Raw genomic sequence first — 24,916 nt, 5'->3', positions numbered from 1 at the left:
AGGCCTTGCATCCATAGTGCAGATTATGTGGATGTCTAATTATAAACCCATAAATTATTGATAATAGGGGTCAAGTGAGTGCCGCCCCAAAAAGGGATGATTTCACAGCCAGAAGCATGCAACCCCACCTTTTTGCCTGAAGCAAAAGCCATCATAGCATGAGCAATTAAGTTTTTACTCCCGACTAAATCTGCTCTAATATGCACACGTTCAGTAACGAGACAATTATCGAGATTTGTTACCTCGCCCGTTATATGCAATGTTACTCCACCACCACTATGAGCATGAATTCTATTAATTGTCACACCTGAGCTATAATCAGTAAAGTATTTGGCCTCTGCATTTTGTACAAGAAAAACCAAAGAGATTAGTAGTACTTTTCTTAAAATATCCATATTTAATATCCATCTAATTCACTAACTTACCTGTAGAGCTGTTACAACCTAAGGCAACCAATTATTATTTCTGCTTTACAAAAATACCATATAGCTGTGTACCAATGCACCTTTGCCTTTTGCCTTTTGAATTTCAATCCCTTCTAGTGTTTTAGGTTTATCCATCACGAGTGACCAACTACCTAAGTAACCAGATACTTCTTTGCCCGCCAAATATTGCTACCGACAATAGCTATATTTACTCACTCAACAGATGTAAAAATTGAGCGGTGCAAGTTGTATCGTTATCTAAAAAGTAGAGATTTATTTTCTTACCTGACATTAACGCTGCCATCAGGGTTGAAAAAGCAACCTTATTATTATCCTCTGTTTTGCTCCATTTCAACCAACTACCCGCTGGGCATGAAGCGGTTCCAGCACTCATACTGAAACTAATAGTATTTGGCATATACGTAGGCTCTAGAACTTTCACATAACCTGTAATTCTTTCAAGAGACTCGACACTAAAACTCAGAAGTAACAAGTTGAAAAACGAAGTATATATAATTCGATTCATAATAAATTATCTCTCAAGCATCACATTCGATGGGTTATGTGTTGAGTAATAGGTAGGTAAATTATTACATTGAAATTGACCATCTCTGTCTGAATACATCAACTTCACCTGTTTATCGTTTGTCATGGCTGTTGATATAATGGAGAACCAAAGCGAGCAGGTTACAGTATCGATACCGGTACTCCCTCAGTTGAACAAATTCGAGTATAATCGTTGCGCCAACTACCTTTTATTACCACACTTTTATCAGCAGCTATATAGACGTTTGACACTGTCCCTGTACACCAAATATTTCCAGCAACAGCACATTGTAAAAGCGACATAATGCTACAAAATACGATAGTTAATGTTCTCATATTCCCTCATATAATTTGTTATCTTATAAAGGTGGCATACTAAGTTAACCTTCCATTCTGATATAGTACAGCCCATGACTTTGAGAGCCCAAATTTGTCCAGTTGCCTTTAAAACAGGATGTATTAGTATCATCTCTAAAGTACAAACGAATGTTGCTATCAGACATTTTTGCACTAAGTAATAAACTAAAAGCGACTCTGCATGCCTCTGGCTCATACTCACCTAACTTGGTTTTAGTAGAGCAGATAACATTCCCATTACCTATTCCACTTATATTCGCATGAATATTTCCATTTCCAGCAATATCAAGGTTAACCACTTTCCCTAAGCAGTGGTGAGCAGCAAAAGATGAAAAAGACTGAAGAATCAAAAACAACATTAAAAAATATTTCATAATAAAACCTTATATCATCAACATCTGTTGATGTGTTCAGCGTATATACACAGCTTGGCCGTTGGTATTTTGATTAATTACATTTCCAGGCCAATGAAAACCAACTCCCACACAAGATGATGAATATAGTCTTAGCTCTTTTTGCCCCATGAGTGCAGCTAAGGCCATTGAAAAAACGGAGTCAAACCGAATATCCGAATGGCTTACATAGATAAAGTTTGCCTTACCACAATTGTTTGGATCACCAAATTGGCCATGGATCAAAACTCCTCCACCCACTAGCTCCACATTAGTCGGAACAGCCCAGTTCGAATAGGCTCCAGCATTCGCAAATGTGGAGGAAAACAGTAAACTTAGTAAAGTGACCCGTAATAAACATTTCAAAACCCTAGCCTCGTAATAAATCAGCATCATAGTTAGTCAAAGAGAAAACTGAATTGGATGATAATTAAAAGAACAAAACTCACTCTCTTATTCATTTGTGCAGTATTGGTTCTTACAATTGTATACATGCGTTATTTTTGGGTAGTTCTGCCAGCAACCAGTAAGCTGAAAATGTACTTTCTGACCTGAAGCCTTAGCTGCTAATAGAGCTGAAAACATAGCTTTATTTTTGTCTAATTGAATATCAAGAATATACCAATCATTTCTACCACAAAGCTCTTCGCTCGGCATATTAACTTGCTTCACTCTAGAAAAAGAATCACCAATTGTCATCTGAGTTAATACTTGTGGCTCCGTATATGTCGCAGCCTTCCCAGAAAAAGCTATCGTTACACTAAACAACATAAGCGAAATCAGCTTTAACCTTACAGCTATATGTGTTCTGAAACGAGATAGACATTGCACCATTTTCTTTAGCCTTTAATTAACCGTATAATATATAATTTAATAAACTATCACATGTCCGAACCCAGCAAATGAGGGGCCAACCCAATGTGTTGTTTTACACTCCCCATACAGATAAAAATTAACCTCTTTTCCAGCCATAAATGCCGATAAAATGAGTGTATAAAATGTTTTTTGGGAATTAGTGTCAACTAACACATGACCAGCAGTATTGGGATTACAACCCGTAGCATTGGTGAAATTAGATAACTTAACAATAACTTGGCTCGAGTTTACAGCGTACAGCTGCTCAATTTTAGATTTTCCAGACCATCCTGAGCCTTCAGACATTACATCAAAAGGTGTAAAGCTGATTAATAGTAAAAAAACAAAACTAACTCTATTCATGTTAACTCCCTTAACCTGATAGCAGGTACTTGCACTATATTCTTATAAAATTACTAGCTAAACCGTTCCTTTCATAATAAAAGCATACAGAGTTGCTTCACCTAAACTGCACAACTTTAATATCTTCGCCATCGCCCCAACGTGTACAGCTATCAGTTCCTATTATGGTCACAGTTTTCTGTGCCATATAAGCTGCTAGCAACATACTAAACTGGCTCTTACCATAGGTAGAGTTTTCATCTTTGATCATCCAATAGGTAAAACGCTCACGAGTACACGCTGGCATGACGCCTCGATCTCCAGATAAGGTAAACCAATGCAGACCATCGTCACGCACATTAATATTGGTTACTAAACCTGTTTGACTGCCGGCAAAAACGGGCATTGCGATAGATGCCATTAATATAAATAATATCCTTCGTATATTTTTCATTTTGACTCCAATCGCATAAATTAGTAAATAAATACTGCTCACCTATACTCAGTAATTCTTATATCTATTGAGTAAGCATGCCAATAAAATTAGCTTCTCTACAGCTATCATCTTCATAATTATGAGCACGAATTTTTTTACCTGAAGCTGCTGCAGCTAAAGCTATAGAGAAAGCTTGGTTATAAGATTCTTTTGACTGAGATTTTGATGCTGGGAACAATATTGATTTACCAGCACAAGGACCAGTGCCCCCTGACAAACTTAAATAAAACACATCTTGATTACTGGAACTACTAGCTATTTCAATAATTGTCGCGCCTCTAACCAGTTCACCAGATGTGACTTGTTGGCTAAAAAACAACAATATGATTAAACATATAATCTTATTCATTTATTTAACATCACATAGTTAGGAGAAGGTGCATTTGAATAGTTAGGAATAGTATTACAAGCAGGCACATCAGAATATTGAACAATAACATTACCATTACTTACTTTTGCTGTAACTGCAAGTGAGAACCAAGTTTTACACAACTCCACTGAAACACCTTTCCAAGCAGAGTTAACATTACAAATTTGGGTATAGTCATTACGCCAATTACCAAATATATATACATTCCCAGGCTTGTCTACATAGACCCTCTCAAGCTTACCTTTACACCATTGAGCTGCTGAAAACGAACTAGTTGAAACTAACAATAGAAGAAAACAACAAAGAACTTTCACGTTAATACCTCTTTAAATTGATTTTTTATAACACTATAAATTCGCTATCTCTATAAAACTGGAGCGACAAGCGTTACAAATGAGGCTTTGCAATAATTAGATACTGGTGCTTTTTTGCGTCTTCATACCTTAGCCCAACTTCTTTACCTGCCCATTTAACTATATTACTACTGCTTGTCCAGCGTCACATAGGCGATTTTGCACTCATTTGAGCTTTCGACCGTTCTCACAAATACTTTCTTATTTGAGAGCTGCGCAGCTAATAGCGTAGAGAAAATCATATCACCGCCAGCATCCGTAGATCTGAAGGTGCTATACACATCAGAGACAGCATCGCAAGTCATCAACCTCTCATCCCCAGATGTACCCACGTACACAACTCCAGAGGCATTAACATACAGTTTTTCAACATATACATTTGAGCATCCTCTCTCGAAACATACTGCGCTAACGGAAGAGCTGACAAATAGAAAAACCAGACTAACAAATAATTTTTTTAACGTATCCATACTTCTATATCCAAAGTCGATTTAGCTTATTTAATATAAAACCAGCCCCAATCTTGAGTGTTTTCTAGAAGGGAAGGACTTGACCCTTCACATCCTTTAGGTTTGATTCTAATCTCACAGTAACACAACTTAAAATAGACTTAAGCTCTTTTAGTTGTTACTTAAATATCACCAATATATACAGGAGCGGGAGTGCTACCGTAAGTAGGTAGAGCAGCACAGGTTCCTTCACCACCATAATAAAAAATAGCTTTGCCATTATTCTTTTTTATATTTTGCAACATAGCAGTCCACATGGCACAAGTTGTCACACTAACCCCTTTCCATTCATTGTTTAAGTCACAAATAACGGTAAAATCATTCCTACCAGAATGCCGAATATTTACCGTACCACTACCGTAAATTAATATCCGATTGATATCAGCAGAGCAATGAAATGCGGCATTCGCTGATGTAGAAAAAGTAACTGACAACACCAGAAAGCAAGCCAATATAATTAATTTCATTTTTATTCCTTGATATGCTGAACAGCGTGTATCTTCCATTTGAATTATTATTAGTTTTGCAACACTATAGTTAATGAGATCTAAGGCCTACTCTACAATTAATCACTCTTAATTCAATCCAGATGTGATCTGTATATTGTTGATACGACAAGTGGTGTCATCACCATTAGTGTAAACCGTTACCGTTTTACCGGAGAGTGACATAGCAAGTGCCGTGGCATAAATACGGTTTTTCTCTTCGGCAGTTCCAGCAAAATATAACCATCCATAAGTTCCTCCACTGCATCTATCTGGCGATATATTTCCAGTGAGTCTTATCGCAGGGTTTGTCGCTGATGCCATCAGCGATGTGATCTTACCACTGGCCCAAGTCACTCCAGCCGTTGCTTGAGTGACAAAGCTGAAGTTAAACATTAATAAGAACACTAACGTCAAAAGTGGAGTTTTCATCTTGATTCCTTGATTCCTTGATTCCTTGCAGAATACAGACTGCTAACTGACTTCCATCTATATTGACAACAAAGAGTTACTGCAGATAAACACGATACGCTGTATTACAGTTACCATGTTCCATCAAATCTATTCGAACTCTGTTTTGACTAAGCTTGGCAGCCATCAAGATACTCAGCGCCATTTCTGTTCTAGTGTTTTGAGGGGCGAATCTTATGTAACTACACCCACACTGATTATCATGGGAGGAGAGACTGGCATATATCACTCCCTCCTTAGAATCTAGTCCAGTGAATGTCACAATATTATTGTTCTGCACGCAGCTAGTAGCATAAACCCCTGTACTAAAAAGGGTAGCCATCAGCAAGGTGATCCATTTCAACTTCGCCTTACTAGCAATCAGTAGTTTGTTTAACATATCCATGTTCCTAAAAATTCCAGTGCTTATCAAAATGTCAGATTTGGCCACCTAGCACCTACGCACCAATCAAACCAGAGTAAATCTAAAGACCTAAAAGTTAATGGGCTCTGACCCCTTTATCCGGACATTTCACTTCATTTCACTTCATGTATAAAGCTATATGAAATTTCATCTTCAGATAATTTCTCAATATTCTTATCCATCTGAATTCTGAGATAACAATCCATAAACTTCTTTGCATCCAAATATGAGTCAAACAACCCATTCTTGTTTAATAATTCGAAAAAAGCCTCGAACTCAAACTGCATTGAAGAAGCTATTTTTGAAGCAAACAACTCTTCCTTTATCGGATAATGCCCATTGCAATCTATATCCACTCCTATAAATTCAGCATGTTTCATTGCGGTACTGTCAGGCTTTTTATCTGAGTAAACCTTTAGCAGACTGAAACTAAATTCATCCTCACTATCGTTCACCCAATCTAAAACTGTTTTAGCTTCTTCTATTGAACTAAACAAGCTGTACATCAAGTTTTGAGAGTATGTTTCTTCGGCTTTTGTAGTAAGCTTTTTAACGTTTGCTGGCGCACTATCTGGTAACCAATAATCCCAAGATCTTCCACATCCAGAATACACTTTATTTGAAACTTCCAAACTTTTATTAGATTGCTCACTTGCCAAATAATACATTGGCATGTGCTTTTCGGTCACAATAAGAAAACCTGATATCAATTTAGTTATCCTTTTTTTCTGTTTGTTCAGTAGGGATATGTTTATCTTTCGTTGACCCCTTTATCTTTATCTTTGACCCCTTTATCTTTTGGTAAGGGGCTTTGAGTTCAATGCATTAGAAAAACTACCACTCAGGTAATGCTTCAACCATTCGTCCTCGTGGAATAAACTTTTCAACATTAACATCAGTTGAAAGAACATGACAATACAATCCCAGATCACCAAACCGCCAAATTGTTATGTTGCGACAAAAGCTCAATAGCTTTTTGAGGCTACCAGAATCTAGACAAGCGTTAGCTGCAGAATAAACCTTTTGCAAAAGAGGTTGTTCTTCGGAAAAATCTATTTTCTTCAATTTAGCTTTAAGCTCATTTTTTTTATACATTTTTAGTCGATTTAACTCTTCTAAGAATTGCTCTTCCACAACAGAAAATATCAAACAGGGGCCTCCTGCTTTTTTCCATATTAATGTATCAAATTCTTCACTCATATACGTTGGCTCTTTATCTTTTGGCCCATATATATATGAATCAGGGGTCAATAACTCATACATCACTTCCTTGTTGATATCTTCTTTCTCAAACCCCAGACTTTTATCATTGTTTATGCATGCAATGGTAAGTACTTCTATGCCTTCGATATGTTCTGATAATATCTCATCAACTCTAATGGTTTCATTACTGTAAACAATATCCATAGTTATTCATTCTCATACTCAATGATTATCGAGTCGCCTTTTTTGTTAGTTGCATGTACATGAGGGCTTTCATGATGTGTAGCATTATTATCATTATGACCATCTGGGTGGTCCATCACGCTCGATTTAGAATTAGTATCTCTACGCCCAAGGTTTGTACCACCACTTTCCTTAATTTTATTATAATTCTTACCTCTACTTGAATGGTTTAATTCATTCATAGGTATATCTTCTCCCCCTTTAGACTTTCGAGGAACCTGAGCATGTTGCTGTCCTTTTTTTAATGCGCCTCTTCGATTGTTTGCCTTTATTACATTAACATTTTCCTGAATAAAATCTTTTACTGCTCCTTCAGGTAATATATTAACAAGCGCTTCACCTGCAACTTCTGCAATTTGGTTGTTCTCCCTAGCTTCCTTTGCTTGGTTTCTGAGGCGACGCTTTGATTGACCATTAGGGTCTGTATATTTATAAGGGTTATTTGCAACATAAGAATAGCGATTAAATGTATCGACTTCACCTGTAAATCCAACCGGATCATTCGAATAAAACCTGCCTATCAATGGATCATAGTACCTGGCCTGCATATAGGTCAGACCTAGGTCTTCATCTTGCAGGTGTCCAGTATAACCAATGCCTGTTTTCTCACCGCCAAGGCGCTTACCAAATGGCTCATAGACACTACGGCTTACCACTTGTCCGGCGACATCGGTCTCCATCACAGGTGTGCCCAGCATGTCGGTATGCTGATATGTCACCTTAGAGCTGCGCGACACTGTGCCCGCTAGATACCCCACACCACATTGATGATTGGCATTACAAGCTTGCACCTCTATGGTATTACTCCCCAACGACAAGCCAGCCAAGTCGTAGCTGGTTCCGAATACCTTAATGATGCGTTTTTTACCATCTTCATCGGTGATAATGATTTGGTAATAACTTGCATTCGTCACCGCTGACCAATTGAGGTTATAACTGCCATCAGTCGTGGTGCTGGTCACACTCCCAGTGCTACTTGAAGGCATAATGGGAATGAAGGTGGTGATGTCCCCCACCGCAATGGGGATAAATACCGTTTGCCCTTGGCTTGCCTCTGCTTGAAAAGACAGTGAAGCAACTGACAGGACAAACGCAACAAATGAATTAATGGCAAACCGAGTGAATGTTAATATTTTCATTAGTATTCATCTCCATTGCCTGCATACGCAAATTTAGTCGTAGTGCCACCACTGCTACTACAGGTTAGCTCCGCTCCATAGCCCGCACCTTCATTTTCGAAGTAAATCCCCGTATTGCTGATGCCTGAAAGTGTTGAGTGTAAAGAGCCATTTCTAAAGACCTTACCAGTACAGCTATCGGCATTGCTTGTTGTCCATGACAATGTGTACGCATCAGCTGGGGGAAGAGTCGGTATGGCACTTGCCGATTCACACACAAACCCTTTAGGGCAATCCCCACCACTGCTTCCCCCGCCAGAAAAGATAAGACTAATGCTCGGTTTGGGTGCTGGGGGAGTATAAGTGCCTCTATGCTCAACCTCTGCAATTAACTGCTTACCTAAGTAGAGAGTATCGGTTTTATCACCATTGTCTTTTTGTCGATAAAGTAGCTGACCTGCTTGACTATAAATACTGTATTCATCAGCTTTTTTTGATACTCGGCGATTGTGGCCATCGTAACGGTAAGGGATACCTTTGGCTGTGGTGACTTGATTCGCACGGTTAAAACCTAAGCCATAGCGACCATTGTGAGTCACGTTACCGCGGGTATCGTATGCATAGTTGTAGGCATAAGCTCCACTAAGTTTGTCGAGGCGATTGAGCGTATTGTAGTGGTAAGTAATCGATGAACCACTGATACTGCGGGTTTTGATATTACCTAATCCATCATAAGTGTAATTGCCAGTGCCCCACTTACCATCAGCAGACTTTAAACGGTCTAGGCCGTCATAACTCATGTTGTCGATATCATTGCTGCGGTCAACCCAGTCGATAACACTATGAATGTTATCGTTTAAGTCATAACTTGGATCTAAGTTCAGTTGATAAGCGCTTCCCTTAGCATCAGTGATGGCATCGATACGCCCTGTGGTATCTAAAGCCACATTACGCACCATCCCATTACCATAGGTCAGCTGTTTTAACTGGCCGTTGGGATGGTATTCTATATCACTGGCGTAATTGATAACCCCTTCACTCGCCTTGGTTGGCTGCCCTAAAGCATTCGGGGCAAAACTAATAGGCCTTCCTGAAGGATACGTTAAGGAGTCTACGTTTCCTAAGCTGTTATACTCCCAATCCAACACAAAACTTTTGCCGTCGATGGATAGGGTTTCTTTATCTATCAGGTTAAGTGAGTTGTACAGGTAGCTCCAACTAATGGCGCTGCTACCACTGCCTGAGGTCAGACTTGCAAGATTACCATTCGCATCATAACCATAGGTATTATCAGGTGTGGTGTCGGGGAAGTTTTCAGTTCTTAATTGTCCTAGATTGTCATAACCAATAATCACTTTATGTGATGCAGGCACCGATGATGGCGTGCAGCTAACATGACCTCCATCAGTCCCCTCAGCACGCCAAATAGGCTGGCGCTGTGTGTTGTAACCATAAGCAGTTACTCCCGTTTCAGGACGATAGGTTTTACACAGTTGTTGATAACCATCATATAAGCGCTTTTCGGTCACCTCTCCTTGGGTAATTGTTTTAATCTGACCGAATTTGTTGTAGGCAATGCTGGTATCCTCACTGTCTGGGGCATCTATAAACGTTGGCTTGTCATAACTGGGGCTACCATACGCCAGATAGGTTGTTGTAGTCACATTGCCTTTAGCATCGGTGACTCTTTGTTTGTTACCACTTAAGTATTCGATACTACTAGCGGCATTATCGCTTTGACGCAAGGTCCCAATTACACGACCTAGAGCATCATATGTTGTTACCGTGCCAGTTGTCGCACTTGCATTACTACTTGGGAAGGATTGCAGTGTTGGGCGGTTTTCATGGTCATACTCAGTACGTTGGTAACTGATAGTGTCACTGTTGGCTTTATCTCTTGTTCGCGTGAAGGTTGGGCGTAACAGACCATCATGATAGATTTTCTGCTCAAAATTGCCTTGAGTAATGGTTTGTTTAAGTTGGCCAACTGCGATACCGCTACCGGTGATACCATCATTTGCAGTGGTCACCTGAGCGTATTTGATGATTTTGTCAGACCAGTCACCATTGACATAATCAATCTTAGTTAACCAACCAATTGGGTTATAGCTATAACTGGTTTTATGGCCATTAAAATCAGTCACACTTTTTGTGGTGCCATCACTATTAACTTCTAGCTTAGCAATGACTGTATTAGTGGTGCTGCCATTTGCTGTATTACAACCATTTGTGGTTGCGCAAGGCATAGTGATTTTACGGGCTTTACCGCGATAGTAATCATCAAACTGCTCATAACGGTTTAAGCCACTAAAAGTTGTTTTCTTAAGATTACCGTCAGCGTGATAGGTATTGGTTGAAACTAAACGACCAAATAACTTTTTCTGATAGGGTAACAAGCTATTATTGTATGTTGTTTCTTTATAGGGCTCTCCAAAACTAGAGGTGCTTGATACATATTGTTTAGTGGGTAAATTGAGTACCCAGTTATTTTTATCGTGTTGGTACTCTACTTTCCTGTATTTTTTCTCAGAAAATACCGTTGAGGACTCTGAAGTTATCAAAGGACGACCAAATTTATTAAACTCAACTACATCACTTACGAATACATCGTCATCATAAATAGAGGTCGTTTTAGTTTTGATCCCATTTGCCCGCTTTGAATAATTATTATAAAAATCACTATTCACGGGGTATCCATTGTACTCTGGAGCATCAAATTCATATTGAACTTGCTCTACTAAAGTATTATTTCCATCAAGTTTTTCTACTGCTTCAATTTTCCCCTCTTTCCATGACCAAGAATCCCTATTTACGTAATAAACTATTTTTGATAGGTCGGGGTTTGTAACTGTGGTCGTTCTATGTAAGAGCCTGTCTATATTATTTGGAATATCGCCCTCTAAATCTTGGAATCGCTCTCTAGTTTTCCCTCTATAGTGACCAGAATTTTCAGAGTATGAATACCGCCATACATATTCCTCACTTAAAACATTCAACTTTTTCTTTACTAACGCATAATTGTTAGTACAGGTGTGGTCAGGAAGATCATTGTAATCATAAAGGCTTTTTAGAAACCACCACTTAACATTAGCCCTAAAGAACTCCCTAGCACCAAAGTAGAAAATAGCAGACGAGCCATCAGGGTGAGTGACATTCATCTCCTCCAAAGTAGGGCTTATAGAAGAGCTACAAGAATCTTCTTGATCATCCGGCTCGTCAACATAATGAAGATCGTAATTCCACTTTCTCCCATCAGGCATAGTCACCTCTAAAAGAGAGGTATTTGTAGTGTAAGAGCCTCCAGACACATATTTCCACACTTTGCCTGATGATTTAATTAATTTAACTGAGTTTGATGGTCGTTCAACAGTAACTTCCCTTCCATCATTAGATACAATTTTTATGAGCTCTTTTTTATCATTATATTGATATTCAACAACATTACCAAACCTGTCCTCTACCTTAGAAGCATATAAGGCATGTTTTACTTTACGATATGAACTGGAGCCACCACGACTCGGTAATGAAATCTCAGATGTATTACTATTCAGTTCATATTTATAAAACTTATACTCATCTAAATAGTACTTGACCCCTTCTGGACTTGTCGCTAAAAAGCCTTCATTTCCACCTGTTGTAAAGCAAGATATAACCCAATCATTATTCGTTGAATAGCGTGTACCTTGTGGTAAATCTTCCAATTGATTTGGGCTAGGATACATCAAGATACTAGAGACCTTATTGGGAATGATAAGTCTTAATCCAGAAGAATACCTATCACCACGAAGACGAACATTAGTACTGTTACCATTTTCATCATCATAAGAAGCAGTAATCCCCCGTAAATGTTGTAAGCCAGAACAACGATTGTTACTGTTCGACTTCCATGCTTCAGCAAAATAAAAATCTTCAGCTTGCCCGTAACTTCTTACCATTTGAAATTCAATTCGAGGAAGCTCCTCTTTCCAGCCTGTAATTTCTGGCCTATCAACCGTAAATGAAGTGTTGTACGCGACTTGTAAGCCTGAGTTCCCGGGAATATTTGCATCAGTTCGGTGAAACGTTAACAGACCATTAGCAATATCATATTTCTCCCCCATCAAATCACTGGAGTGAAAACTGAGTCCATAATTCGGGGTCAATTTTTTGATAAAAGAGTCATTCAAAAATTCATTGTTGTTAAGCTCTTCATCGTCCCCATCATTCTCAGATAGTACTGGTAACGAGATAAGCACTAACAAGGCAATAACCATAACTTTTTTTATTATATATATATTGCGAACATTCCACATAATTAACCTCAAAAATAATACTATCCCTGTCTAGCCTTGCGGTATTTAACTATTAAATAAAGGCAACGCACAACTTAAGGTAAACTCCCGGCATTCGTTTAACCTCTAACCCCCTAATTTTTTTTATTAAAAGGTCTCATTTTCTAAATTAAAATTTAAGTAAAAAATTACTCCATATAATATGAAGCCACACTCCTTCACGCTAATGGAAAATACGTAGTTGAATATTGGTTTTACCTGTAACGAAAGTAAAATTTGAAAGGAGATGAGCAGCTACCAGACCATGATTACCAGCACCTATTTCAGCTTCACGACATTGATAGCCTGAATTTGGTCCAGCATAAGCATTATCAAGACATATTAGTGATGATAAAAATAAAGCAAAAATTGAAATCCATTGACTAACCATAATCCCTTACCCAGAAACTCCTTCTGATGAGCGCACCAAAACGATTACACACAACCACCAAAATGTAAACAAATATTACAATTTGCACACTAAAAATAGTTGCACATTCGAGATTTTGTGCTATCGGAAGACGCAAATATTTTTTTAAAATCATAAACAACTAGGTTTTGGGAATATAGAAACTTCTGCTTAGGAGTATTCATACTTTTCATAAAAGTATCCATTCCCTAATGAAAAAGCTCGGATTTTGATGTTAAATGAATGACTACTAAACGCGTAATATCATTCGTCGGATGGGGTTTACTCACAAAGTAGTAATGATAAAAATGCCCAAAGTAAACTTCGAATGTCTGTAGCTGTAACTTTTATTGAGGCATGTATGGACAATACCCAGCAAACACTTGGATACGTAGCCCGCACATGAGCCAACATCACCCTTTTGTTAAAGAGGAGACCATCATCTTAGTTAAAGTAGGACACTTGCCAGTTTAATAAAATATAAAGTTAGCCTGAGTTGGTGAGCCTTTTGACTCGCCCATCAACTTAACAGTTTGATAGCATAATGATTTTATCTTGGAGAGGAGCTCTATGCCTTTACAAGCTTAGCTTTAAGATCTGATGCCACAATCTCGATGGCTGATAGTGCAACTTGGGGATCGATATTATGGCTTTCAAGCAGATAGATAAGATCTACCGCGAGCTTAACTTCATCGCTGGCACTGTCGATTGAGCTTTTAGGAGTATCTGTCGCCATCATTTTTTACCTATTACTGGTCTTTAATTTACTTGAACCAATATTCTAAGGCCAGTTAACAAGAAAAAACAGCTAATAGCTGCTTTAACGCTTATCTCTCGCATTCTACAACCCCTTGGGTATAATGCCGCTATAGCTAAGTTAATCACGAATATTTATGACCACTGAGACTAACAAAATCGACTTTTCAATTATCAATAAGACAACTGCTAAGTCGTTTAATGAACAGAAAAACCTGATAAAGCGCCTGTTTAAAGGCAACACTGTACAGTGTGAGACCTGTAAACAGCCACTGACTTTAATCGTCCCTACCGAAAAAGACACTGAGAAAAAATACGGTGTGTTCTGCAAAAAACACTGCACTGACATTGAGCTAGAGCTTGAATTAGTCCTTTAACGATAACAGCTTAAAAACTCAAGCTGGATCCTGAAACAAGTTCAGGATGACGAATAAAGATTCAAGGCCTAGATTCGTTTTAAACGACTATCTAGGTATCCCCCTTTGCCTTCACTCTGACATTAGATCTTCATATGCGTTTATTAGCCTCAAGCACACACCCAAATATCCAATCACGTGAAGGTAAAAGTTTCACCCGAAAAGCGGCCCGTGGCATCATTCTTGATGGTGAGAACTTATACCAATCAGTATAAGAAGTTGATCTACTCAGAGTGTCTTTTGGCAAACTAATTCAAGGCGAATGGATGATGGAATGGTTGTTCCCTTGTGAGTTCATTCAACGCAGAAGTAGGCAGCCAAAAACACTCCTTACAGGCGAGTTTTAGCGGTGCTGATGCTGTGTTAACAAGCTTAACCGTAGAATAACTATGCTCTTCACTCGTTGTCTTGCCTCAGAACCGCTAAACTCTCGCTGAGCGATCAAATCTTTATATTGATTGGTATTAATGCTCTACACCGAACGTTACCATGATTACAGTCTTCCCGGTGGCGGAGTCGATGAGGGCGAGTCAATAGAGGCGGGGCTCATTCGTGAGCTTGAGGAGGAGACTGGAGCACAGCACATCGAAGTGTTACAGGAGTTCGGGCTTTATGAGGAGTTTCGGCCTTGGTATAAAGGTGATTTCGACATTGTGCATATGGAGTCCTACTGCTTTATCTGTGATATCCACCCAGAGCTCGGGGAAACTAAGTTAGAGGCTCATGAGATCCAAAATGGCATGACTCCAGTGTGGATAAACATCCATGAGGCCATTAAGCATAACGAGCACACTCTCGCCAACAGCGACAAAAAAGGCCTCTCCATTGTACGCGAAACCTTTCTATTAAAACTTATCGTCGCAGAGCTACTCTAACCTTAAAAGTCCACTATCAAACAAAACTGCCCTATCACCAGTTTATACCAATTGCAGTAAGTATCTGACCATTCAGCGGGAGTTCAAAGAGCTGTAGGCAAGGCTGGGTATTGAAGCTAATAGTTATTCTATATCTAGAGACCCAAACGCAGCATAAAGTGTTTTGCCGTTTGCTTTGAACATCAGCCGCACTATGTGAGCGTCTCAGGATTTCCTCTTCTGCTTTGCATTGACTTAAAAGGGAATAACCATTTCCTCGCCAATGCGCCTTGAATAGAAAAACCTGAGGCACTCTGAATTGATTACATACTTAATGCAATTGGTATTACAGTCAGTTTTTCTTAAGGGTCGCATTGAAATAACTCAATGTTACCCCGAGCCATTATGGTCTACTCTGAACTTATACCTAATCAACTTCTGGTTTTGCCAGTGATGGTGATCATGATGAACTACAAGCATATTCTTCTTTCAGTCGCGCTAAATAAAGACAGTGAAAAAATCTTAAGAAAGGCAGCCCAAATAGCGAAACAAAATAATGCCCAACTCAGTTTGATCCACGTGGACTTAGATATACCACACACTTATGAGGGTATGCTTGGAATCGAGTTTCAAGAAAGAGATCAAGCATTAAGACAGGAGTCTATCGCCGCTATGAACCAACTGGCTAACTCACAAGAATATGAGATTAAAGAGCACATCTTTCACAGTGGTTATGTTGATGATGAGATTATCGATAGCGTCGAAAAGTACCACATTGATCTCTTGATTATGGGTCATCACAAATCAAGCTTTATCAGGCAAATGCTACTCTCTCCCAGCGAACCCGTCTTACGTAATATGCCGTGCGACTTGATGTTTATCAAACTTGATGATGAAGAGTAATATTTATATCTGAAACCAAAAAGGAGCCTTAGCTCCTTTTCATCCACACAAAATTAACGACCAAAACGCATTTAAAAGTATGCAAAGAGGTTAATGATCATCGCATTGATAATGTCGATAAAGAAACCACAGACTAAAGGTACGATAATAAAGGCTCTATGCGCTGCACCATATTGTTGAGTAACCGCAGTCATATTCACAATCGCAGTTGCCGTCGAGCCCAAAGTTACCCCACCAAAACCCGAACAGATAACAGCAGCCTCATAATCTTTGCCCATCATTCTAAAGACAATAAACACAGTAAAGATAATCGAAAGCAGCACCTGTAAGCTCATTACCACTGATATATAAAACAGACTACCTTCAAGCTCCCATATTTTCAGGCTCATCAATGCCATGGTTAAAAACATGCCTAGACAGATATCTTGAATTAAAGAAAGTCCTTGAGAAGCATCTTTAAGGTAAGCCTCTCCTTTATCTTTGCTTCGATTAAGCAGAGCTCGCCCACTATTGCCTATGATAATACCAGCCAACAAACACGCCACAAACATGGGCAGTTTAAGCCCTAACTCCTGCAATGCAATATCGATGAAATAACCAATAATCAAGGTCACATTTAGCCAGAGCCAAGCTCTTAACACACCAAAATAGTCCACTCTGATATGCTGAGAGCTAGTTTTATGGCTCGCACCGATATCTAAACTGTCATCTTGATTAGCCTTAATATGATGACGTTTCATCAAGTATGCAGCGATAGGTCCACCAATCACACAAGCAGAAATTAACCCTAATGTATTTGATGCAATCCCAAGCTCATTTGCATTAGCGATACCCAGCTCTTCCACAAACGTAGGCGTCCAAGCCATTGCCGTACCCACGCCACCAATCAACGAAATAGAGCCCGACATTAAACCGGCTTTAGGATCTAATCCAAATAGGGATGCAACGCTGACCCCCATAAAGTTTTGCATAAAGATAAACAGCGTCGACAATGTGATTAAAATAAGTAAGGGTTTGCCACCTTTAATTAAGGTGGCAAAATCAGCTTTCAATCCTATTCCAGCAAAGAAATACAGAAGCAAAATATCTCTTACATCCAAATTAAACTCTATTTGAAGATCAAATCCATAATAGAGAATGCCGACAATAGATGCACAAGCAAAACCACCAACGACGGGCTCTGGAATACTGTACTTTCGCAATAACTCATAGCGAGAGATAATGGCTTTACCGATGAATAGTGCGATGATAGCTAAAGTGAAAGAGACAAAATCTTTAATCTCGAGCAGTTGTGGTTCTAATACTTGGGGATCCATTCTAGTTTTTATCCTTTATAAGCGTGAACTTAGCTTACAAAATAATAACGCTTAGTAAAAGATAAAAACTGATTAAAATAAATAACTTATTAAGATGTAAACAAGGTCAAGCTATCTTAGTGATCACCAAATCACTGGGCTCAAAACGGCTCTTAAAACTAAACGCATAGGGCGACTCTCCATGCTCTCTTAAGTGCTCTAACCTTAACTTTCCCTCCTCGACATCGGGTATATGCCCTTTAGGTACCCACCAAAGCACATAGTTCGCCTGGGTTAACTTCTCAAACCACTCCTTTTTACGCTTCATAAAGCTAATGTGGTGAGTCATGTACATAAACCCCTTAAGCGCATCGGGAGATTGCCATACAGACATATTGACCAGTAACAGAGGATCATCAAAAGCCTGAATAGCAGTCGCATCACCACTTTCATCTTTAAGTCGCCAAATAAAGCCTTCACTGGACTCAGCCATCGCGTTGACAGACTCTAAGTTATCGACAAACTCCTTCATCAAAGGCTCATCCATCTCTCCTCTGGCTTTAGCAATATTTAATTGGGCCAGCTCCATCTCAACATCATGCTTACTCATCACTCGATCCTTGAACCTAAAATATCACGTTAGTCATAGATATAAGCACAAGAGCAAAATTGCATCAAGACTATTACATCAAAGCTATTGCATCAAACCTACTGCATCAAGCTACAGCTCATGACTTTTCCCCTTCAACTGCTAACACATAAAAACAAAACTGTGCGCCAGAACAACGACAGTGCATTGATCTCTATCTAAAATCTGTCGTCGATAAAAAATATGAGAGCGATAATTTAAAAATGGATCCATTTCAATGGGACAAGAACTTTGCCACAGGGATAGATAATGTTGATTTTCAACATAAAAAGTTAGTGGATCTGATAAACCGCTTTGGTCATCAACTCGCCTGTGATGAACTTATCATGGAAGATATCAATCAGGTATTACAGGAGCTATGGCTATACACCCAAGAACATTTTCAGGATGAAGAGCGGTTAATGCATGAAAAGGGAATAGACCCGAGACACCTTACTATGCAAAAGCAGGCTCATCGTTACTTTCTCCATGAAGTACAACTGATGCAGGCAAGCATCTCCATCGATCAGCCAGAAGTCCTTAAATACCTGTTGGATTTTCTGACCCAGTGGCTTGCTTACCATATTTTAGGTGATGACAAAAACATGGCTCGTCAAATTGAAGCGATAGATGCAGGCATGACTCCACAGGAAGCTTTGCAAAGGAGGAGTCACAAGCCGATAATGCCACCGCTCCCCTACTGACTGCGCTCAATGGCCTCTTTAATCAGGTATCTCAACGTAATAAACAGCTCATCGATCTCAATCAAACCTTAGAGGAGAAAGTTCGACTACGAACTCAGGCCCTTAGCGATGCTAACACTCATCTGGAAAAGCTTTCCATTACCGATATGCTTACAGGTTTGGCAAACCGACGTTTTGCCATGGAGAAATTAACTCAGCTTTGGCACAAACCCGGCTCCTCTCTTGGCTGCATTATGATAGATGTCGATCACTTTAAAACCGTAAACGACACCTATGGCCATGATGCTGGCGATCTTGTGTTATGCCGGCTGGCCAAAGTTCTCGAACATGCAGTGCGCACCGATGATTTTGTCTGCCGCTTAGGGGGAGATGAGTTTCTTATTCTCTGCCCCGAAACAGATTTGGCAGGAACACAGCATATCGCCAACCAGCTCCTCACTAAAGTTAACGCCATCTTAGTGACATTTGGCGCCAACAAGAGCAATTTAAATTTAAATGGACACTGGAGAGGCTGTGTGAGTATAGGTTTGGCGGTAAGAACCTCAGATATGATGCAGCAAACAGAGCTTCTTAAACAGGCCGACCAAGCCCTCTACCTTGCCAAAGAGGCGGGGAAAAACTGCATACGGACTGAAACTGCTATTGCCTGCTAGGTTCAAAAGAGTCGTATCTAGGCAACTTGCTATCTAACTCTTCCCAACTCGCTTTCGATGAAACAAAATTGTGGGAGATGGGTCGTTCAGTAATATCTGAGTCCAGGATCCCTAGTCTTAACCTATAGCGGCTAGGATCCTGTTCATTTGAGCTATACACAGGTGAGCCACAATGAGAGCAAAAATGTCTATTTCGACCGGGTTTAAATGAAAATGTGCTTAAGCTTTTTTCGCCTGATATGATCTCAAAATCTGCAGCATTGACGAAACCGTTAGTGGCAAAAGCTGTACCGCTATTTTTTCTGCACAATGAGCAGTGGCAGTGAATAATGTCACTAATCCCGCCATTGATTTTTATCTGTACTTCACCGCACAAACACTTTCCGACATACACCATTTATTGTGACTCCAACTTACTTTACCATCTAGGTTTTATCTTAAAATATCTTGATGATAACATGAGCGGCAAGCAATTTAGCACCAAACGAACTAAACATAAAAAAGCGCCCTAAGGCGCTTTTTTATGACTATATATCAACTGCTATTTTGTATATTCAACCGCAATCTCAGCAGCAAGCTTGGCATTATTAAAAACTAGCTCTATGTTAGCTTTAAGGCTTGAACCTTTGGTCTTTTCAGCCACCTTAGCCAATAGGAATGGCGTCGATGCCTTACCCGAAATACCCTGCTCATCCATCTGAGCTAAGGCATCTAAGATAACCTCATCAATCATAGCGCGATCCAGTTGATGAGCTTGAGGAATTGGGTTTGCTACCACGACGCCACCTTTTAACCCCATAGCCCACTTAGCTTTCAATGCATCAGCAATCTGCTCCGGCGTATCAAGTCTGTAATCCACACCAAAATCACTTTCACGGGTATAAAATGCTGGCAAGGTATCAGTTTGGTGACCGATAACCGGCACACCTTGGGTTTCTAGGTATTCAAGGGTCAGCCCGATATCTAAAATAGATTTAGCCCCGGCACAAACGACAGCAACATCAGTATTGGCCAACTCTTGCAGATCAGCAGAGATATCAAAGGTTTGCTCAGCTCCGCGGTGAACCCCGCCAATACCTCCAGTCGCGAAAACCTTAATACCAGCCATTGCCGCTAAGATCATCGTTGATGCTACAGTTGTTGCGCCATCAACTTGCTTAGCGACGATAAAAGGGATATCACGGCGGCTGGTCTTAATCACATCCAAGCCCGCTTTGCCTAAGTACTCAATCTCATCAGGTGTCATCCCAACTTTTAATCGCCCCTTTAAGATAGCGATCGTCGCAGGAATAGCCCCATTGTCTCTAATAATTTGCTCAACACGCAGCGCCGTCTCAACATTTTGCGGATAAGGCATGCCGTGGGAGATAATGGTCGACTCTAATGCAACAACTGGCTTTCCAGCGGCTAATGCAGCTGCAACTTCAGGGTTAATATCTAGGTACTGCTCTAACATATAGACTCCTTGATAACACGATTGACTGACATTTCAGACATGTTTGGGTTGATGGTCGCAAGATGTGACAAAGCCACTACGGCCGCAGCCATGGCAAATTTTGTTGATTGTTCGATATCCCAATCCTGAAGCCAGCCATGGGCAAGGCCAGCAAGGAAAGCATCACCGGCACCATTGGCATTGACCATAGGGACATCGACAGCGGGAATAAGCGCCTGAGTTTGACCATCACTGTAAAAAACCCCATCGGCTCCTAAGCTTAAGAAGATGCGCTGCACCCCCTGCTCATGAAACCAATGACCTAACTTAGGTAGTTCGCCATAATTCGCGATGCTTATTCCAGAGAGCTGCTCAGCTTCTTTAAGATTGGGCTTTAAGGTGTGAATAGCGCTCAAAAAAGGTTGGATTTTCTTTGCTTTTGCACAGGAGACGGTATCGACAAATATCGGCCTGTCGGAGAAGTTGCTTAGCAGATACTCCAGAGCGGGCGCCGAAAGATTAGCATCTAAAATAAGCAGATCTGCACGTCTTAGCATCTCCTCCTGCGCCTTCAATAACTCGACGCTCAACCTATCTAAAATCGCCATGTCATTGATAGCAACATGCATATCGCTATCACCATCAAGCACTGACAGGTAAGTAGAGGTTGACGCATCCTTTAACTGCAAGCAGGCCTGCATATCGATACCCGCTTGCTGACACTGGTCGATGATAGCCTGTCCATAGGTATCTTTCCCCACCGCACTCAGTAGCCGAGTTTGAGAACCTAAGCGGGCTAAGTTTTCGGCAATATTTCGCCCCACTCCACCAGGAGAGCAGGTCACGCTACCGGGATTTGAATCCCCCACTTGCAACGTATCTAAAGGGCGACCAAGGATATCCATATTGGCCCCCCCAACCACCACGGCATAACGGGATTCAGCCAAAATATAGCCCTTGCCGCGAATAATGCCTTTATGGGTCAGGTTCATAATATGCCCTGCAACAGCGGAGCGACTTATTCCAAGTCGATCGGCAAGGTCTTGTTGTGCAATTAACGGGTTCTGTTTAAGTATTGCCAGTATCTGATGTTCGCGTTCTGTCATTGTTATTATCCAGTTTTAACGACCAAACATTTGTTTGGATACCAAACTTAAGTTTAATATTAAGTTTTAAAATATGCTAAATAAGAATAAAGTTCAAGTAAAACAGATAAAAACCTTGCTAAAACCGTGAACAAGCTCCGATTAAGTCAGTACTTAATTAGTAACAGATAGAGAACAGTGGGGGTTATATATTGGGTAAAACAGAGAGAATTGGACTAATACCTAAAGATATGGCAAAGAAAATGGCACGTAGCGAGTTAAAGATAACTCAAGGAGAGTGGTGAGCAGAATGAAAATAGGAAGTGATAAATCACGAGCTAAAGACTGCTCAAAAAAGCTTGTAACCTTAAACTTGATATCAGTTACGCGTAACCGCCCTAGCCCTTAGCTCTTAAGCTAGTAACCCGTAACTAGAAGCTTAAACTGGCTTATGGTGTTTAGTGACAAAACGGTCTAGCTGATTACCAAAAGCTTGTTTCTCGCTAGCACCAATCGCAGCTGGTCCACCAGTTTGAACGCCACTGGCACGCATGGTATCCATAAAATCACGCATGTTTAAAATCGACTTGATGTTCTGCTCAGTGTAAAGCTCACCACGGGGATTTAATGCGACGCCGCCTTTATCGATCACCTCTGATGCCAGCGGAATATCGGCGGTGATAACCAGATCGCCAGCATCAAGACGCTTAACGATTTCATCATCGGCCACATCAAAGCCTGACGGCACTGTCACCATATTGATATAACGTGAAGGCGGAATACGCATTGAGTGGTTTGCCACTAGGGTAACTTCCACTTTCGCTCTATCTGCCACCCGAAACAGGATCTCTTTTATCACACCTGGGCAGGCATCGGCATCAACCCAAATTTTCATCGACTTCCCTTCTTTTATAAAACACTAATTCTACATATAAAAAACCGCCATGTTCAATAAGAGCATAGCGGTTAATCAGTACAACTTACTAAGTGTTGAGGTTACTCTTCACCAGCGGGTACTTTTTTCACAAAACAGGTCAGGATCACAATACGAGTGCCGTTCACACGACCTTCGATATGCTCTGGATTGTTGGTTAACGAGATCCCACGAACTGTAGTACCGCGCTTGGCCGTAAAGGTGGTTCCTTTAACGTTAAGATCTTTAATGATAACCACGTTATCACCCGCTTCCAAGATTGCGCCATTACTGTCTTTGTGGGGCACAAAATCTTCATCGACCTCTTCAATACCCGCTTCTGCCCATGCTTGCATATGTTCATCAAGGTATAACATGTCTAACAGATCACGAGCCCAAGCTTCTGCGCTTATCTGCTTTAGCATACGGTAAGCCATGATCTGAACAGCCGGAACTTGACTCCACATGCTGTCATTAAGGCAACGCCAGTGATTCATATCGATGCTGCTTGGATCTTGAATTTGACCAGTACAAGTGTCACAAATCATGATACGCGCATCGCCGTAACCTTTTGAGTCAGGAAGCTCAAAAGAGGCTAACTTTGTCTCGCTACCACATAGCTCACACTTACTATCACAACGCTTTAATAGTTCTCTAGTCATATCAATCTTATCTATCTGAAATCAAAAAATTGCACGGCAAAAATACCACTACAATAAGGATAAAATGCTGGCATATTTAGCAAAGGCCAACAATTAATTGGTGCGCATTATAGCATATTTGAAAAGGTCAAAAAAGTGAGCTAAGTAGCCTATAAGCAAACTGTGATTAATAAGGCAAAGGTGCCCATTGTGGATAGATTTTTTGTTATCCATTGAATTTTGAGCATTAGACAACTACACCTTAATAGAGAAACACCAATACTTGTAAGGGAATACATATGCTTATACTCACCAGAAAAGCCAATAGCTCACTCATTCTGACTAATATCTATGATAAAGATGGTCAACCCTTAAAAGATATAGAGGTGCACCTCTACCATGATAATCGGGTTGGTATCGATGCAGCCCCCAGTATCGATATCTACCGCTCGGAGATATTAGATCTAGATAAGTAGCCTGCTATTATCTAAATAGTACTCAGCTAGCATATTTTCACCGCAATACTTAGGCACAAAAAAAAGAGTAATAACCCTAAAAAAATAAAAAACAAAGAGCATTAAACCAGAATAAAAATCAAAACAAGTTTAACCACTAAATTCAAAAGGAGTAACAAAGCAGTTACCCATCAGCACAACCTATGCTAATTTACTAAAGTTAATCATATTAAAGGTGCAAGGATCGGTAACATGCCCGATGAGAGAAAGAAAATTTTAGTGCTATTTGCACACCCTTCCCAAGAGAGATCAGAGGTCAATAAACCACTCTTTACCGAGTGCCAACAACATGGTGATGTCACCTGTATTGATCTCTACCGTGAATACCCCACATTCCATATCGACATAGACAAGGAGCAGCAAAGACTCGTTGAGCATGATGTGATCATCTTTATGTTCCCCCTCTACTGGTACTCCACTCCCGCTATTTTAAAACAGTGGCAAGATCTGGTGCTGGAATATGGCTTTGCTTATGGCACGAATGGCAACGCATTGAAAGGAAAAACCTTTCTGTGCGCCATCTCTGCTGGAGGCTCTGAAGATGCCTATCAAGAAGTCGGCTATAACCATTTTTCCATACGCGAGCTACTTCAACCTCTTGAGCAAACCGCCTCATTAACAGGCATGGAATACTTAGCGCCCTTTGTTCTGTTTGGCTCACGCAGTGCCGTCGAGGAAAATCGCGTCCATGAACATATTAACCAGATGCACCAGCTACTTAATGCACTGTCCAATAATAAACTCGATTTAGCACAAGCTAAGTCACTGCCGCTGTTGAACAAGAATTTGGCAACACTTATCCAAGCATAACAATAACTAAGGAAGACAAAA

Annotated in this window: 32 protein-coding genes and 2 pseudogenes; 8 read left to right on the top strand and 26 right to left on the bottom strand. The window is 40.2% G+C overall.

Annotation, left to right across the window (positions count from 1 at the left end; genetic code table 11):
* Positions 1–35 precede the first annotated feature (35 nt).
* The 18 genes from SWOO_RS07495 to SWOO_RS07410 all read right to left on the bottom strand — a co-directional run bounded on the left by SWOO_RS07495 (position 36) and on the right by SWOO_RS07410 (position 13,269).
* The gene (locus tag SWOO_RS07495; protein WP_012324107.1) at positions 36–395 is read right to left on the bottom strand and encodes a hypothetical protein; all 360 of its coding nucleotides are present in this window, start codon (positions 393–395) and stop codon (positions 36–38) included.
* Between the two features lie 75 nt (positions 396–470).
* The gene (locus SWOO_RS25880) at positions 471–608 is read right to left on the bottom strand and encodes a hypothetical protein (protein ID WP_195742873.1); all 138 of its coding nucleotides are present in this window, start codon (positions 606–608) and stop codon (positions 471–473) included.
* Between the two features lie 25 nt (positions 609–633).
* A complete protein-coding gene (locus SWOO_RS07490; RefSeq protein ID WP_229377331.1) occupies positions 634–843 on the bottom strand; it encodes a hypothetical protein in 210 nt (69 codons plus the stop codon).
* A 508-nt stretch (positions 844–1,351) separates the two neighbouring features.
* Positions 1,352–1,702 carry a hypothetical protein gene (locus SWOO_RS07485; RefSeq protein ID WP_012324105.1) on the bottom strand — a complete coding sequence of 117 codons (351 nt, stop codon included), beginning with the start codon at positions 1,700–1,702 and terminating at the stop codon, positions 1,352–1,354.
* Between the two features lie 471 nt (positions 1,703–2,173).
* The gene (locus SWOO_RS25875) at positions 2,174–2,419 is read right to left on the bottom strand and encodes a hypothetical protein (RefSeq protein WP_195742872.1); all 246 of its coding nucleotides are present in this window, start codon (positions 2,417–2,419) and stop codon (positions 2,174–2,176) included.
* Between the two features lie 171 nt (positions 2,420–2,590).
* Entirely contained in the window at positions 2,591–2,938 is a 348-nt protein-coding gene (locus tag SWOO_RS07470) for a hypothetical protein (RefSeq protein WP_012324102.1), read from the bottom strand.
* Positions 2,939–3,035: 97 nt separating this feature from the next.
* A complete protein-coding gene (locus tag SWOO_RS07465; protein ID WP_012324101.1) occupies positions 3,036–3,371 on the bottom strand; it encodes a hypothetical protein in 336 nt (111 codons plus the stop codon).
* Positions 3,372–3,435: 64 nt separating this feature from the next.
* Positions 3,436–3,762, bottom strand: coding sequence for a DUF5992 family protein (locus SWOO_RS07460; RefSeq protein ID WP_012324100.1), 327 nt, complete (start codon positions 3,760–3,762; stop codon positions 3,436–3,438).
* The gene (locus tag SWOO_RS07455) at positions 3,759–4,097 is read right to left on the bottom strand and encodes a hypothetical protein (RefSeq protein ID WP_012324099.1); all 339 of its coding nucleotides are present in this window, start codon (positions 4,095–4,097) and stop codon (positions 3,759–3,761) included. Before SWOO_RS07455 ends, SWOO_RS07460 begins: the two co-directional genes overlap by 4 nt.
* 167 nt (positions 4,098–4,264) lie before the next feature.
* Complete coding sequence (locus tag SWOO_RS25870) at positions 4,265–4,468, bottom strand: hypothetical protein (protein ID WP_195742871.1); 204 nt, start codon at positions 4,466–4,468, stop codon at positions 4,265–4,267.
* A gap of 299 nt (positions 4,469–4,767) precedes the next feature.
* Positions 4,768–5,112, bottom strand: coding sequence for a hypothetical protein (locus SWOO_RS07445; protein WP_012324097.1), 345 nt, complete (start codon positions 5,110–5,112; stop codon positions 4,768–4,770).
* A 108-nt stretch (positions 5,113–5,220) separates the two neighbouring features.
* Positions 5,221–5,562, bottom strand: a complete 342-nt coding sequence (locus SWOO_RS07440; RefSeq protein WP_012324096.1) for a hypothetical protein — start codon at positions 5,560–5,562, stop codon at positions 5,221–5,223.
* A gap of 76 nt (positions 5,563–5,638) precedes the next feature.
* Complete coding sequence (locus SWOO_RS07435; protein ID WP_012324095.1) at positions 5,639–5,980, bottom strand: hypothetical protein; 342 nt, start codon at positions 5,978–5,980, stop codon at positions 5,639–5,641.
* A gap of 137 nt (positions 5,981–6,117) precedes the next feature.
* Entirely contained in the window at positions 6,118–6,714 is a 597-nt protein-coding gene (locus SWOO_RS07430) for a hypothetical protein (RefSeq protein WP_012324094.1), read from the bottom strand.
* 124 nt (positions 6,715–6,838) lie between these two features.
* Positions 6,839–7,411, bottom strand: a complete 573-nt coding sequence (locus tag SWOO_RS07425; protein ID WP_012324093.1) for a hypothetical protein — start codon at positions 7,409–7,411, stop codon at positions 6,839–6,841.
* A gap of 2 nt (positions 7,412–7,413) precedes the next feature.
* A complete protein-coding gene (locus tag SWOO_RS25865; protein WP_012324092.1) occupies positions 7,414–8,589 on the bottom strand; it encodes an RHS repeat domain-containing protein in 1,176 nt (391 codons plus the stop codon).
* Entirely contained in the window at positions 8,589–12,821 is a 4,233-nt protein-coding gene (locus tag SWOO_RS07415) for an RHS repeat domain-containing protein (protein WP_195742870.1), read from the bottom strand. The genes SWOO_RS25865 and SWOO_RS07415 overlap by 1 nt, the downstream gene beginning before the upstream one ends.
* Before the next feature lie 241 nt (positions 12,822–13,062).
* Positions 13,063–13,269, bottom strand: coding sequence for a hypothetical protein (locus SWOO_RS07410; RefSeq protein ID WP_041417535.1), 207 nt, complete (start codon positions 13,267–13,269; stop codon positions 13,063–13,065).
* Positions 13,270–13,650: 381 nt separating this feature from the next.
* Here SWOO_RS07410 and SWOO_RS25860 point away from each other — a divergent pair.
* Positions 13,651–13,761, top strand: a pseudogene (locus SWOO_RS25860) (cupin domain-containing protein); the annotation flags it as partial.
* A 94-nt stretch (positions 13,762–13,855) separates the two neighbouring features.
* On the opposite strand, the gene rsmS reads toward SWOO_RS25860, so the two are convergent.
* Positions 13,856–14,026 (bottom strand): pleiotropic regulatory protein RsmS, encoded by a 171-nt coding sequence (gene rsmS / locus SWOO_RS07405; protein ID WP_407636068.1) that lies wholly within the window; start codon positions 14,024–14,026, stop codon positions 13,856–13,858.
* Positions 14,027–14,180: 154 nt separating this feature from the next.
* Between rsmS and SWOO_RS07400 the strand changes: the two genes are divergently transcribed.
* The 3 genes and pseudogenes from SWOO_RS07400 to SWOO_RS07390 all read left to right on the top strand — a co-directional run bounded on the left by SWOO_RS07400 (position 14,181) and on the right by SWOO_RS07390 (position 16,216).
* Entirely contained in the window at positions 14,181–14,420 is a 240-nt protein-coding gene (locus tag SWOO_RS07400; protein ID WP_012324089.1) for a hypothetical protein, read from the top strand.
* 500 nt (positions 14,421–14,920) lie between these two features.
* Positions 14,921–15,334, top strand: a pseudogene (locus tag SWOO_RS07395) (NUDIX hydrolase); the annotation flags it as partial.
* 384 nt (positions 15,335–15,718) lie between these two features.
* Positions 15,719–16,216, top strand: coding sequence for a universal stress protein (locus SWOO_RS07390; RefSeq protein WP_195742868.1), 498 nt, complete (start codon positions 15,719–15,721; stop codon positions 16,214–16,216).
* A gap of 71 nt (positions 16,217–16,287) precedes the next feature.
* On the opposite strand, the gene gltS is transcribed toward SWOO_RS07390, so the two are convergent.
* On the bottom strand, positions 16,288–17,532 hold the full coding sequence (gltS, locus tag SWOO_RS07385; protein ID WP_012324087.1) for a sodium/glutamate symporter: 1,245 nt from the start codon (positions 17,530–17,532) through the stop codon (positions 16,288–16,290).
* A gap of 106 nt (positions 17,533–17,638) precedes the next feature.
* Positions 17,639–18,100 (bottom strand): DUF3291 domain-containing protein, encoded by a 462-nt coding sequence (locus tag SWOO_RS07380; protein WP_041418022.1) that lies wholly within the window; start codon positions 18,098–18,100, stop codon positions 17,639–17,641.
* Between the two features lie 263 nt (positions 18,101–18,363).
* Between SWOO_RS07380 and SWOO_RS26240 the strand changes: the two genes are divergently transcribed.
* Both SWOO_RS26240 and SWOO_RS26235 read left to right on the top strand, forming a co-directional pair.
* Positions 18,364–18,843, top strand: a complete 480-nt coding sequence (locus SWOO_RS26240; protein WP_229377325.1) for a bacteriohemerythrin — start codon at positions 18,364–18,366, stop codon at positions 18,841–18,843.
* A gap of 158 nt (positions 18,844–19,001) precedes the next feature.
* Entirely contained in the window at positions 19,002–19,496 is a 495-nt protein-coding gene (locus SWOO_RS26235; protein ID WP_229377322.1) for a GGDEF domain-containing protein, read from the top strand.
* On the opposite strand, the gene SWOO_RS25850 is transcribed toward SWOO_RS26235, so the two are convergent.
* From SWOO_RS25850 to SWOO_RS07355, 5 genes are all read right to left on the bottom strand, one after another.
* Complete coding sequence (locus tag SWOO_RS25850) at positions 19,483–19,890, bottom strand: GFA family protein (RefSeq protein WP_195742923.1); 408 nt, start codon at positions 19,888–19,890, stop codon at positions 19,483–19,485. The genes SWOO_RS26235 and SWOO_RS25850 overlap by 14 nt on opposite strands.
* Positions 19,891–20,037: 147 nt before the next feature.
* Positions 20,038–20,952, bottom strand: coding sequence for a pseudouridine-5'-phosphate glycosidase (locus SWOO_RS07370; protein ID WP_012324084.1), 915 nt, complete (start codon positions 20,950–20,952; stop codon positions 20,038–20,040).
* Positions 20,946–22,037, bottom strand: coding sequence for a PfkB family carbohydrate kinase (locus tag SWOO_RS07365; RefSeq protein ID WP_012324083.1), 1,092 nt, complete (start codon positions 22,035–22,037; stop codon positions 20,946–20,948). The genes SWOO_RS07370 and SWOO_RS07365 overlap by 7 nt, the downstream gene beginning before the upstream one ends.
* A 418-nt stretch (positions 22,038–22,455) precedes the next feature.
* Positions 22,456–22,911, bottom strand: a complete 456-nt coding sequence (locus SWOO_RS07360; protein ID WP_012324082.1) for a YaiI/YqxD family protein — start codon at positions 22,909–22,911, stop codon at positions 22,456–22,458.
* Between the two features lie 101 nt (positions 22,912–23,012).
* Positions 23,013–23,591, bottom strand: a complete 579-nt coding sequence (locus SWOO_RS07355; protein ID WP_012324081.1) for a PhnA domain-containing protein — start codon at positions 23,589–23,591, stop codon at positions 23,013–23,015.
* A gap of 278 nt (positions 23,592–23,869) precedes the next feature.
* Between SWOO_RS07355 and SWOO_RS25845 the strand changes: the two genes are divergently transcribed.
* The gene (locus SWOO_RS25845) at positions 23,870–24,046 is read left to right on the top strand and encodes a carbon storage regulator (RefSeq protein ID WP_195742867.1); all 177 of its coding nucleotides are present in this window, start codon (positions 23,870–23,872) and stop codon (positions 24,044–24,046) included.
* 231 nt (positions 24,047–24,277) lie between these two features.
* A complete protein-coding gene (locus SWOO_RS07350; RefSeq protein WP_012324080.1) occupies positions 24,278–24,895 on the top strand; it encodes an NAD(P)H-dependent oxidoreductase in 618 nt (205 codons plus the stop codon).
* Positions 24,896–24,916: the final 21 nt, after the last annotated feature.

This window comes from Shewanella woodyi ATCC 51908 (assembly GCF_000019525.1).
GTDB lineage: Bacteria > Pseudomonadota > Gammaproteobacteria > Enterobacterales > Shewanellaceae > Shewanella > Shewanella woodyi.
The sequence above is the reverse complement of the archived record's forward strand: the minus strand, read 5'-3'. Positions and strand labels throughout refer to the sequence as shown.